Here is a 12413-nt window from a genome sequence, read left to right as displayed (position 1 = left end):
AAAAAACTTGACAAAACGTTTAAAATGTGGTAAAAGAATTAACATCTATAAAAATAAATTAAACGCCTATTTAATATTATACTATGAAAAATGAACCTAAACCCTATTAACAACCTCTGGCAAAAATTAAAACGCGATCGCCTAGCAATTTTCGGACTGATCACCCTAATAATAATAATTCTCGCCATCCTTATTGGCCCCCTTATTTATCAAACTCCCATTGATAAAATTGACTTTACCCAGTCCAGTAGCCCTCCTAATTTAACCCATATATTCGGTACAAACTCCCTCGGACAAGATATCTTAGCTAGGGTATTATTTGGGGGTAGAATTTCCTTAACTGTCGGCATTTCTGCCATGTTAGTCGCCATTTTTCTCGGCACAACCATCGGGGCGATCGCCGGATTTTATGGCGGCATAATTGACAACTCATTAATGCGTGTAACCGACCTATTTTTAGCCCTACCCCAATTACCCCTATTATTATTAATTGTCTACCTGTTTCGAGAACCCATAAAAACCATTGCCGGCCCAGAATTAGGTATATTTATGCTCGTTGTAATTGTTATTGGGGGACTCAACTGGATGTCTGTAGCGCGACTGGTTAGAGGTAGCGTATTAAGATTAAGAGAAATGGGATTTGTTGACGCAGCAACCACCTTAGGGGCCACCCCAAGTCACATCATTCGCGTGCATATTTTACCCAATGTTTTAAGCATTATTATTGTCGCCGCTACATTAGGGGTAGGCAATAGCATCATTACCGAGTCTACCCTAAGTTTTTTAGGTTTAGGATTTCCCCCTGATGTACCAACTTGGGGACAAATGTTATTTCAAGCCAAAGATTATCTAACAACAGCCCCCCACATGGCATTTTTTCCTGGTTTAGCCATCTTTCTCACGGTTTTAAGTATCAACTATATTGGAGATGGTTTACGGGATGCTTTTGACCCCAAAACGCGCCGCTAAGGCCTCTTGAGAGGAAGTAAAAGAAAGAAAAAGTCAAAAATTTCTTTTGTTCCCTATTTTCTGCACATCGCACTATAATTTTTAAATAATGTAGGGGCATAATAGATTATGCCCTTAATATCAAACATTCTCTTTCAATAAACAAATTATCCATGACTGTACTGTCCAAAAATGTCCCATTTGTTGATTTAACGATCCAACACCAACCCTTACAAGCTGACATAGAAAAAGCCATAGAAACCGTAGTAAAACGGGGAGATTTCGTCTTAGGACAAGCTTTAAGGGAGTTTGAAACCGAATTTGCTCATGCTTCTGGGGTTAATTATGGGGTTGGGGTTGCCTCCGGTACAGATGCGATCGCCCTAGGACTGCAAGCCTGTGGTATTAATGAAGGAGATGAAGTAATTGTCCCGGCTAATACCTTTATTGCCACAGTGATCGGGGTGATAAAATCTGGTGCAACCCCCATTTTAGTAGATTGTGACCCAGAAACCGCCCTAATTGACTTAAATGCCGCGGCCAAAGCCATCACCCCTAAAACCAAAGCCATAGTTCCCGTCCATTTATACGGCCAAATGGTATCCCCTAGCCAATTATTAGACTTTGCCCAAGCTTATAATTTAATTATCTTTGAAGATGCAGCCCAGGCACACCTAGCCGAACGAGAAGGCTATACAGCCGGATCTATTGGCAAAGCAGCGGCCTTTAGTTTCTATCCTAGTAAAAATTTAGGGGCTTTTGGTAATGGGGGAATGTTAATTACGTCTGATGAAGAAGTTGCCCAAAATGTTCGTACCTTGCGGAATTATGGCGCACCCAGTAAATATTATCATACTCAAATTGGGATAAATAGCCGTTTAGACACCTTACAGGCGGCCATTTTACAAGTTAAATTACCCCATCTTGCTCAATGGAATAAATTAAGAAATCAAGCGGCCAAAAACTATGATCAGGGTTTACAATCATTAGCAGACAAAGGAATTGTCCCCATTCAAAATTTAAGCGATCGCGGTCATGTTTATCACCTTTATGTGATCCGTATTCATGATACTTGTACTTTGAATCGGGAAAACCTACAAGACGATCTGCTAAAAAGGGGTATTCAAACAGGTATTCACTATCCGATTCCTTGTCATTTACAACCAGGTTATAAAGGGTTAGGCTATCAATTAGGAGACTTTCCTCACTCAGAAACCCTCTGTAATGAAATTTTATCCTTACCCATGTATCCTGGAATCAGTTCAGAACATACTAATTGGGTGATTGAACAACTTTCCTTACTAATAAGTAAACGTAATTATTAACTGTTTGTTCGCTTTTCTTGCTCAATAAATTATCCTGGCTATAGGTTCTTTAAAATGCAAATAACCCAAAAAATACCTCCATTTCTTGAACGAAACCTAGGCAATGTTTTAATTATTGCTTTCCTGGCTATTCTCTATATTCCAATTCTTTTATATTGGTATGACGGCTGGTTAAATAAGAGTATTAATATTGAACACGAATACTTTAGCCATGCTCTGATTGGTTTCCCCTATGCCACTTATCTTATCTTTGGTAAAAATCGTCACCAATGGCAAAAATTACCTAATAAAAATCATCCTCTGGGTGGTTTTTTGCTTGCTTTAGGACTGGCTTTTTATATAACAGGTTCGGCCGAATTAGTTGCGATCTCATTCCCGATTATAATTACAGGAGTTATGCTCTGGTTGAAAGGAATGCCAGGCTTAAGACTTAATGGGTTTCCTTTACTATTAATCTTACTCGCAACCCCTAATTCAATTCCTTACCTTTTAACTCCTTATACCTTACCCTTACAAAAATTCATTGCGGCCATGGCGGGGTTTCTTTTACAACAATTAAGAGTTAATAGTCAAGTCGATGGAATTTATCTCTATGTCAATAACATTCCTGTGGAAGTTGCCCCCTATTGTGCCGGATTAAAAATGTTATTTACCAGTTTATATGTTAGTTTATTACTATTACATTGGACAGGTAAAATAAGTGATCGTGGTCGAGTTATTACCCTTCTGAGTGGTGCATTAATCATTAGTACCCTTGCCAACATTATTCGTAATACATTGTTAGCAGTATTTCATGGTAATGGTCAACATAAAGCCTTTGAAATTCTTCATGATGGATGGGGAGGTGATATCTATTCAACAGGAATGCTAATCGTAATTATTGGACTGAATTGGTCCCTGGATCGTTTTGAAGAAAGCTCGATGATAATCTCTGATGAAAAGGATGATAACTTTAATGAATAGTTTTATGTCTAAAATAATCCCATCGGTGGGTATGTTAAAATTTAAGAAGGGTATTTTTTCTTCTCAAATTGTCATATTGTGTCTTCTAAGTTTGGCAATCATTTTTGTCGCACTTCCCAGTTATTTTACAGGAAAATGGTCTTGGTCTGATTTACCTCTTGTCCCTGAAGTTGAACAAATGAGGAAGATTCCAACAACCCCATTAAATTTTCCTGGATGGCAAACAATTGACCAACAAAAAATTATGATTAGTAAGGCCCGTTGGTCATTTCAAGTCATTGAAAAACCAGGACAAGAACCTGTTACGGTTGCCATGATGCCCCAAAATTATTACAAAAATCATCCTCAAGTAGAATGGGTAGATTTACAAGGGGTAGAAAAATGGAAAACCGATGATTACAAAACCCTGAAATTTTCTTCAGATACTGACCCAAAATATTCAGTCACGGCCCGTTGGTTTCAAGCTTGGAATAATAAAACTTATGCTATTCTTCAATGGTATGCTTGGCCAGGAGGGGGAAATTATGCGCCCTCTCAATGGTTTTGGGCTGATCAAAAAGCTCAATTGCATCGTAAAAGAGTACCTTGGATCGTAGTTTCTGTTAAAATTCCTATGGAACCTTTAGGAGAATTGAAAGACATGGAAGCTTTAGCAAAATCCATTGGTCAAACCGTACAAACGACCCTGGAAAAAGATGTTTTTGATATCAAGAAAAATTAATGTTTAAAGTCAATAAAAACAAAATAATATGTTGTAATCATAATCTTTTGTAAGCGGGAGAATCATGAACATAAAATCTGTTACTTCATCCCTTCAATTGTTGTATGAAAAAGATTACCAAATCTGGCTAGAAGAAACGGTTAAATTATTAAGCGATCGCTCTTTTGATCGATTAGATTTAGATAATTTAATCGAAGAAATTAAAGACATGGGTAAAAGTCAAAAGGAGGCGGTTGAAAGTAATTTGACGATTCTCTTAATGCACCTGTTAAAATATCAGTATCAACCAGAAAAAAGACAAGATAGCAATAGTTGGCGATCCAGTATTGTTGAACATCGAAGACGTTTATTACGGACATTTAAAAGAAATCCGAGCTTAAAACGCTATTTTGATGAGGTGTTTGACGAATGCTATCAAGATGCTCGACAAGATGCGAAAACAGAGACACAATTACCTTTAAATATCTTTCCCAAAACTTGTCCTTTTACAAAAGAGGATATTCTTAATCCTGACTTTTTGCCCTAATCATAATATTAATTGCTCCAATATAAAATCATTAGAGGCCAACAACCGTTGACCCCTATTCTCTAATTCACAAAACAGTTCCTTTGATTAAAGCAGCTAATTTGTTTTGTTCATCCTCACTCAACTCTCCAGAATGTCCCTTCACTTCTTTATACACCTTAATATATTCAGCAGTAGCCTTGTACCAACTGAAATCATGATTCATGCACCTTTGTTGTAGTTTAGCCCAATCAGCTTTAAACCGAAAACCTTCCCAGGCCCGAATCATACAAGTTAATAAGTCTAAGGGTTCATAGCGATCAAAACAATAACCCGTTCCTGTTTCATTAATGGGATCATAAAAACCCACCGTATCCACTAAACCCCCAGTTCGTCGCACAATAGGTACACAACCATAGCGCATGGCCAACAGTTGACTAATACCACAGGGTTCAAAACGAGAAGGCATTAAAAAGACATCTGACCCCGCATAAATGCGTCGGGAAAGGGCATCATTATACAAAAGTTGCACTGACACCCGACCCCGAAAACGGGAAGCTAATTGCCATAATTGACTTTCATAATAGCGATCGCCACTACCTAAAACAATCAATTGAGCATCAGTATAGGCCAGAAAGCGATCTAACACTTGCAGCACTAAATCAATGCCCTTTTGTTCGACTAAACGAGTCACCATCCCCATTAATAGGGCATTTTTATTGACTTCTAGCCCCGTTTCTTCCTGTAGGCCAATTTTATTAGCCGTCCGTTTTTCCAAGGTATCAGGGCTAAAAGGCTGATAAATAAACCTATCATTAGCAGGGTTATAAATGTCCATCTCAATGCCATTGAGAATGCCCACTAAATTCTCATGAACATAAGACAATAACCCCTCTAATTTCTCGCCATAGACAGGGGTTTGAATTTGTTGGGCATAAGTTGGGGAAACCGTCGTCACCCGTCCTGCAAATTGTATTCCTGCAGCCATGGCGTTATCCCCTTCCATATACCAGGGACACCAAGTCGTTTGTTGCAAAAAGCCCCGACCCGGCCCTTGATAGGCTAAGTTATGAATGGTGAAAACGGTAGTAATATCAGAAGATTGGTGCATCCAGACAGGAATCATCGCTGTATGCCAGTCATGACAATGGATAATGTCAGGTTTCCAGTAATTCCAGGCAAATTCTGCCGCCCCATTGGCAAAGAAAGTAAACCGCCAATATTCATCCTCACCGCCATAAATACGACGGGGTAAAAAGACAGGATGTCCCAATAAATAGAGAGGAACATTACTATCAGGGAGGGTGGTTTCATAAATTGCAAATTCCTGAAACATAGCATTTCCCCGCCAGATCGGTTCTTTGGGAATCTCGATTTTATCGGCAAGAAAACCGTAATAAGGCATGAGAATCCGCACATCATAGCCTAATTGATGTAATACTTTGGGTAAAGCTCCAATTACATCCCCCATTCCGCCCGCTTTGGCTAAAGGGGCCACTTCGGCCCCAACAAATAAAATTCGCATTGTTGCTAATTGTTCCCTCTCTTGGCACTCTCTAGGATTATAGGGGACTAGCTACCTGTAATATACTTTCTAAATTACAATCAACTTAAATTATGACCGATTCATCTGCACTAATTGGCATTATCATGGGCAGTGACTCAGACTTGCCCACGATGAAAGCAGCGATCGCCGTTTGTCAAGACTTTGATATCCCTTGGGAAGTGGCTATTGTCTCGGCTCATCGTACCCCTGAAAAAATGGTAAACTATGCACAAACCGCCCATGAGCGAGGACTTAAGGTCATTATTGCTGGTGCAGGAGGAGCGGCCCATCTACCAGGTATGGTGGCATCTTTGACCCCTCTCCCTGTTATTGGTGTGCCTGTTCCCACTCGTCACTTACAAGGGGTAGACTCCCTCTATTCTATCGTTCAGATGCCCAGAGGCATTCCTGTTGCTACTGTGGCCATTGGTAATGCTCAAAATGCCGGATTACTCGCTATCCAAATTTTAGCGTCCCACAATCCTGCTTTACTTGCTCAGGTGCAACAATATCGTCAAACCCTCAAACAGATGGTCTTAGATAAACAAACTACCCTGGAACAATTAGGGTATGAAGCCTATCTAAAACAAATGAGTGAGTAATGGCGGGAGGCGGATTTGAACCACCGACCTTCGGGTTATGAGCCCGACGAGCTACCAGACTGCTCTATCCCGCGTCGCCTTTCCTAGTATAACAACAAGTTATTCTAAATGGCAAGGGTTTTGAGAAAATTAATTTAATTCAGAGCATTGATAAGTCTCCAATGACTTCTAACCGTTTGTAATTACTCAAAATCATAAATTGCTCCCCTAGGGTTTCTGCCACACTGGGAGAAAGCCATCCCATTTGTCGCAAAAGATGGAGCGCAACCGCACTTTTCGCCCGTTTTGAGCCATCAACGACTTTAATGGCTAATCCCATCCCTTCCCCAACCCGTCCAATACATTGAATGCCTTCTGCTCCTGACTTACTGACTAATTCTCCTTCTGTCAAGCGCATCAATTCCGTATCAAAAGACCCTTCCCCTGCTACCATCGTTGGATAATAGGTCATCGATCGCAAAATTCGTTCAAGATCAAGACTATTACCTGAAGCTAACTGAGCATAGAGATGGGCCATTTGTCCCAATTTCATGGAATAAGTCGGGGCCCCACAGTCGTCATGGGCCCCAATTAATTCATCTCCTGGCATTCCCAATAATTCGGCAATTTTGCCTAAAATTAGTTGTTGAACGGGAGAAGACCGACGCAAATAGGTATTAAGAGGCCAATTGCGTTGTTGACAAATGGCTAACATTCCTGAGTGTTTACCTGAACAATTATGCTGAAGGGGACTATTGCTACCTTCTGGAATAGGACATTGTAAGGCACTGGGATCAATATCAGCCCGCCAGAGAACATTAAAGACTTGTCGCGCTTGTTCTACATTGCCTTGATGGGAACTACAGATGATCGCTAAATCTTTATCATTCAAATCATAGCGTTCCAGGGTTCCGGTAGCGATGACGGCTAAAGCTTGGAAGGGTTTAAGAGCAGAGCGGACAAAAGCCGTTGTTTCTGAACTTCCCGCAACGGATAACACCCGTCCCCGATCATCAGAGACAGTCGCTTCAACAAAATGGGTTGATTCGATGATACCTTCTCGAAGTAAGTGAACTTCTATTTTGGGCGCGGAGTGGCGTTTTCCTCTGGTCATGGGATATTAAATTTAAGGAATTTTAGGATAAATTGGTTCTATGGCTGTGATTGACCTTTTCATCAGTCTTACAAACATAACCAAACCATACTATCACCCATCATCAACAAAGCTAAAATTCCCGCAGTACGGACTAAGCGTTGTAAAATGGGGGCGACTTGGTAGGAAACAATCAGGCGATCGCGGGTTAACATTTCCGGGGGTTTAGGCCAAGTTTGACCATCATACCAGCCTGACTCCTCATAAAATATCGTTTCTTTGCTCAGGCGATCGCTGACATAACGCCAGCCCAAATACAACTGTAACAAAATCAATCCGAGAATCAAACCTGCTCCTAAATTACTAGACAGGGCAAAGAGGAGTAAGTATTTTTGTGGGGGAAAACTAGCCGCCGCGATCGGACTAGCCATAAGCCAGCCGATGGCCCAGATCCAAGCTATTTTACGCCAAAAGTCTCCTTTTTCTAGGGTAGCCCAGCGAAATAACCAAGATTCTTTTAAGGACTCATATTCGTTAACTGGTTGTTGTTCCGTTGGGACAGGACAAACTTGTATCGATGATTCCCGCATAATGCTTATAGTCTTGTAACTTCCTCGGATGAAAATTCTAGACGTTCAGCGTGACCCCAGAATGCTTCTAGGTTATAAAATTCCCGCTCCTCAGGCAAGAAAATATGAACTATCACTTCTCCAAAGTCTTGCAATACCCAGTTACCTTCCCGTTTTCCTTCTGTGCGTAGGGGCAACCTATTATAAGTTTGGGCGACTTGATGTTCTATTGCCTCAGCAATGGCTTTTACCTGAGTGCTGGAAAATCCGGTAATAATTACAAAATAATCGGCTAAGTAGGAAACATTGCCCACTTTTAATAAGACAATATTATCGGCTTTGCGATCATCTGCTGCTTGGGCGATCATGGTTGCTAATGCTTGGGTTTCTGGATCACTGGCATTATCGATTACAGTTGTGGAAGGGTTGGGGGTCAATTGTTCGTAATTAGTCATTAAGTTTGATTTTAAAGGAATTGGGTAGGGTATTTTGAGCCGTAGCTTAACTGAGATTAAGGATTTTTGTTCACTAGAGATAATTGTTGTTTGCTGAGGTGTAATGCCCAATTGCGAGTTAAGATCGCTCTAGGGTGAATTGTGCGATGAGTCTGTATTAAATATTTTAGAGAATACTCACAGGTTTGTTGTACACTTTTGTAAAGATTTTGCCAACTGACCTGACGCATAGCTTCTAATTCTAGGGTATGGCCTCGGCTTGGTTCTAAGGCATCAGCGACAAAAACAATACAACTGAGGTCGCTCATCTGGGGATTTCCCAAGGTATGATTGCGAATAGCACTTAATATTTCTTCATCTTGAATGTTAAAGGTATCTCTAGCGACCATTGCACTGACATCAGCATGAAGTAAATGGGGGTTAGTCCCACAGACGGGATCAATTTCTGCCATTTCTTTCTTAGCCATTTCTAAGAGTTTGACAGGGGGAAAAAATTTGGCCAAGTCGTGCATTAAACCTGCTTGGGCAGCCTTTTGGGGGTCAACTTGATGACAATGAGCTAATTCTATACATAGCTGTTCTACCCCTAAAATATGTTGTAGGCGATGGTCAGAAACATTATCTTTTAACCAGGTAATCACCTGTTCTCGCATAGGAAGTTGGGATCTATGAGAATTTCTGTTTTCATTGTAGCTAATTCTTTTTCGATTTAACAAAATATAATTATAGGGCGCAAGCAATGCGCCTCTACCTATGCAAACTACTTTATGTCTAGACGACGAGGAGTTAAGATTAAATTGTATCAGGATCAATGCCCTGTTCTCTTAATATTTGAGCAAGACGATCAGCCCTTTGCTTTTCTAACTCGAACTTTTCATCTCCAGTTAACAAAATATTGCCTGAACCATCGCACCATCTTAACCATTGTTCATAAAACTGTCCTTCAAATTCCCCTGACCATAAAGTTAAGCCTAAATTCAGTTCTTCTAGCAAATAATTCTCCTGTAATTGATAACGAACAACTTGTCTTTTATAAACTTGTAAAACATTTTCACTCAAGTATTTTAAAGGATCAAAAATTACATAATAACTGACTACTGCATCTAGATAACCTTCTAGCTTACTCTCTAATTCATTATCTCCTTTATTAGAAACAATTTCAATGGCAATTTCTGGAGATTTACCAAAATTCCAAATAAAATAAGAACGGTTCTTCTTTTGACTCCAATCTTCAGGACATTTTACCCTGAAACTTAACATTACATCCGGCACTAAAGGCGGTTTTTTTTCAGCATAAAATAACCCCACATTTGCCGTGACTAAAAAAGGGATTTCTACATTAAGAGAACTATAAGCAGAAGAAGTTAATAAACGTTGTTGTTTTTCTGAAATCAGATTATCCACTGGTTGCTCATCCTCAATCACTACCTCACTAATATCTGGTTCAGGCATTAATTCCCATTCTGTTTCAGATGAAGATGATAGATCGGGGCTATCATTAATATTAGAAGAAGTTGTTGTTACATTCATCACTGTTTCCTTAAGAGTTAATTAGTAGAATTAGAGTCCTATTATAATTATAGGATTTTTTTCAAATTAGATCAGGATCAATTCCCTGTTCTCTTAATATTTGAGCAAGATGATCGGCTCGTTGTTTTTCAGTTTCAGCCCGTTGCTTTTCAGTTTCAGCCCTTTGTTTTTCAGTTTCAGCCCTTTGTTTTTCAGTTTCAGCCCTTTGTTTTTCTAACTCGAATTTTTCATCTCCAGTTAACAAAATATTGCCTGATTTATCGCACCATCTTAACCATTGTTGGTAGAACTGTCCTTCAAATTCCCCTGACCATAAAGTTAAACCTAAATTGACTGCTTCTAGCCAATAATCCTCCTGTAATTGATAACTAGATACTTGTTTTTTATAAACCTGTAAAACATTTTTACTCAAATATTTTAGAGGATCAAAAATTACATAATAATCAACTCCTGCATCTAGATAATTTTTAAACTTACTCCCTAATTCATTACCCACTTTATTAGAAACAATTTCAATGGCAATTTCTGGGGATTTACCAAAATTCCAAGTAAAATAAGAACGGTTCTTCTTTTGACTCCAATCTTCAGGACATTTTACCTTTAAACTTAACATTACATCCGGCACTAAAGGCGGTTTTTTTTCAGCATAAAATAACCCCACATTTGCCGTGACTAAAAAAGGGATTTCTACATTAAGAGAACTATAAGCAGAAGAAGTTAATAAACGTTGTTGTTTTTCTGAAATCAGATTATCCACTGGTTGCTCATCCTCAATCACTACCTCACTAATATCTGGTTCAGGCATTAATTCCCATTCTGTTTCAGATGAAGATGATAGATATGAACTAGAACTAATATTGGGAGAAGTTGTTGTTACATTCATGACTGTTTCCTCTTACTATAATATGATTAGAATTTGTCCTTTGCTTTGGTAAATAATTTAAAGTAAATTGTCTGCATCATTTCTTTAACGGGAAAGACAATAAATGTAATAGGATTAATCGTGACAATAATATTACGATTATCACTTTTTGCCCCTTTTATAATTTGTTTGGCCACCCAATCTGCTGACATGACACCAATGGGATTTAGATTACTTTTAAAGGGCCCTAAAATCAACTTTCTGACCACACAGGGCGCATCTAAACGCCGTAAGGTAATTAAGTCACCAAAGCTTCTTTTACTCAGTTCATAAAGGGGACTTAAAGCGGGATTAACTTCCGCTTCTGAGGTATTAACCCAGACTTCTTTTCTAACTTTATCTTGATTGGTTTTAACGGTTTTCAAGAAACATTCCATTAATCGCCAACCGGAAAAAGTATTAACTTCATAGGATTTAATGATGGCTTCTTCACTTCTTTCTTGATGAACATTCAAACCATGATTAATAATTAAAATATCAATTTTTGTGAGTTGATCTATCAAATCTGTTTCCTTTCCTACTTGCCACGTTAACGTTTTAACAGGTAATTCTTGACCAGATATTTCTAAACTAATTTGCTTATTTTGAGAAGTTAAAGCGATAACTTTTGCCCCATTTAAGTGTAATTCTTTGAGCAAAGAAAGTCCCAAAGTTCCTGATGCACCAGTGACCCCAATAGTTTTACCTTTAAGAGATAAAGCAGTCCCCATGATTTTATCAACTAATGTTAAAGTTCCACTATAGTAAGCTTTTTGATTATCAAAATGATGTCGCCAATGATAAGGACGGTTAACAAACCAAGGGGCCGGAAGAGTGGTAAAATCCCCAGGACGATGAGTAAGATCTGTTAATTCATCCACATAAGGAACTCCTGCACCACGAGCGATCGCACCGAATAAAAAGGTTAAAGTATAAAGAGAACCCGTCCAAGCAACCCAACTATAAGGGATAGTTTGCCAAGAAAAAATTAAGCCAGGAATAAAACTTAAAGTTAACATTACTAAAGCTTCAGGTAAATCATTATACCAGTGAGCTTTACGATAAATTTCTTCACTTACTGCGGTTAAATCAGGTCGAAAAACCTTATGATGCCAAGAATGAAGACGATATAAAGGTTGCCAATAATGGGAAAGGGCATGATAACAATCTCGAACAATTTCTACCCAAAGAATTGTCCCTAAGATAATAATAACAGGAGTAATAATAGTGATTAAGTTATCCAAATCCATACCTTATTTAAAAATCCTTTGACGAG

The 12413-nt window shown here is 39.0% G+C and carries 14 protein-coding genes and 1 tRNA gene; 6 read left to right on the top strand and 9 right to left on the bottom strand.

Annotation, left to right across the window (positions count from 1 at the left end):
* Positions 1 to 90: 90 nt before the first annotated feature.
* The 5 genes from VB691_RS07810 (at position 91) to VB691_RS07790 (ending at position 4483) form a co-directional block, all read left to right on the top strand.
* On the top strand, positions 91 to 969 hold the full coding sequence (locus VB691_RS07810; RefSeq protein ID WP_323290909.1) for an ABC transporter permease: 879 nt from the start codon (positions 91 to 93) through the stop codon (positions 967 to 969).
* A 152-nt stretch (positions 970 to 1121) separates the two neighbouring features.
* The gene (locus VB691_RS07805) at positions 1122 to 2273 is read left to right on the top strand and encodes a DegT/DnrJ/EryC1/StrS family aminotransferase (RefSeq protein ID WP_323290908.1); all 1152 of its coding nucleotides are present in this window, start codon (positions 1122 to 1124) and stop codon (positions 2271 to 2273) included.
* Positions 2274 to 2327: 54 nt separating this feature from the next.
* Positions 2328 to 3236, top strand: a complete 909-nt coding sequence (gene crtB, locus VB691_RS07800; RefSeq protein ID WP_323290907.1) for a cyanoexosortase B — start codon at positions 2328 to 2330, stop codon at positions 3234 to 3236.
* A 4-nt stretch (positions 3237 to 3240) separates the two neighbouring features.
* On the top strand, positions 3241 to 3957 hold the full coding sequence (locus VB691_RS07795; protein ID WP_323290906.1) for a cyanoexosortase B system-associated protein: 717 nt from the start codon (positions 3241 to 3243) through the stop codon (positions 3955 to 3957).
* A 64-nt stretch (positions 3958 to 4021) separates the two neighbouring features.
* A complete protein-coding gene (locus VB691_RS07790; RefSeq protein ID WP_323290905.1) occupies positions 4022 to 4483 on the top strand; it encodes a DUF29 domain-containing protein in 462 nt (153 codons plus the stop codon).
* Between the two features lie 67 nt (positions 4484 to 4550).
* On the opposite strand, the gene glgA is transcribed toward VB691_RS07790, so the two are convergent.
* On the bottom strand, positions 4551 to 5987 hold the full coding sequence (gene glgA, locus VB691_RS07785) for a glycogen synthase GlgA (protein ID WP_323290904.1): 1437 nt from the start codon (positions 5985 to 5987) through the stop codon (positions 4551 to 4553).
* A 92-nt stretch (positions 5988 to 6079) separates the two neighbouring features.
* Between glgA and purE the strand changes: the two genes are divergently transcribed.
* A complete protein-coding gene (gene purE / locus VB691_RS07780; protein ID WP_323290903.1) occupies positions 6080 to 6610 on the top strand; it encodes a 5-(carboxyamino)imidazole ribonucleotide mutase in 531 nt (176 codons plus the stop codon).
* Here the strand turns inward: purE and VB691_RS07775 are convergent.
* The 8 genes from VB691_RS07775 to VB691_RS07740 form a co-directional block, all read right to left on the bottom strand.
* Positions 6611 to 6684 (bottom strand) — tRNA-Met (locus tag VB691_RS07775).
* 65 nt (positions 6685 to 6749) lie between these two features.
* Positions 6750 to 7703 (bottom strand): asparaginase, encoded by a 954-nt coding sequence (locus tag VB691_RS07770; protein ID WP_323290902.1) that lies wholly within the window; start codon positions 7701 to 7703, stop codon positions 6750 to 6752.
* 68 nt (positions 7704 to 7771) lie between these two features.
* Entirely contained in the window at positions 7772 to 8272 is a 501-nt protein-coding gene (locus VB691_RS07765; RefSeq protein ID WP_323290901.1) for a CGLD27 family protein, read from the bottom strand.
* A gap of 5 nt (positions 8273 to 8277) precedes the next feature.
* On the bottom strand, positions 8278 to 8706 hold the full coding sequence (gene rsfS / locus VB691_RS07760) for a ribosome silencing factor (RefSeq protein ID WP_323290900.1): 429 nt from the start codon (positions 8704 to 8706) through the stop codon (positions 8278 to 8280).
* 56 nt (positions 8707 to 8762) lie between these two features.
* A complete protein-coding gene (gene yqeK / locus VB691_RS07755; RefSeq protein WP_323290899.1) occupies positions 8763 to 9359 on the bottom strand; it encodes a bis(5'-nucleosyl)-tetraphosphatase (symmetrical) YqeK in 597 nt (198 codons plus the stop codon).
* A 139-nt stretch (positions 9360 to 9498) separates the two neighbouring features.
* Positions 9499 to 10236, bottom strand: a complete 738-nt coding sequence (locus VB691_RS07750) for a Uma2 family endonuclease (protein ID WP_323290898.1) — start codon at positions 10234 to 10236, stop codon at positions 9499 to 9501.
* 61 nt (positions 10237 to 10297) lie between these two features.
* Positions 10298 to 11119 carry a Uma2 family endonuclease gene (locus VB691_RS07745; protein ID WP_323290897.1) on the bottom strand — a complete coding sequence of 274 codons (822 nt, stop codon included), beginning with the start codon at positions 11117 to 11119 and terminating at the stop codon, positions 10298 to 10300.
* Between the two features lie 26 nt (positions 11120 to 11145).
* On the bottom strand, positions 11146 to 12387 hold the full coding sequence (locus VB691_RS07740) for a bifunctional sterol desaturase/short chain dehydrogenase (protein WP_323290896.1): 1242 nt from the start codon (positions 12385 to 12387) through the stop codon (positions 11146 to 11148).
* Between the last annotated feature and the right edge of the window lie 26 nt (positions 12388 to 12413).

The organism is Crocosphaera sp. XPORK-15E (assembly GCF_034931425.1).
Taxonomy (GTDB): domain Bacteria; phylum Cyanobacteriota; class Cyanobacteriia; order Cyanobacteriales; family Microcystaceae; genus UHCC-0190.
Note: the sequence above shows the minus strand (reverse complement) of the source record. Positions and strands in the feature narration are given on the sequence as shown.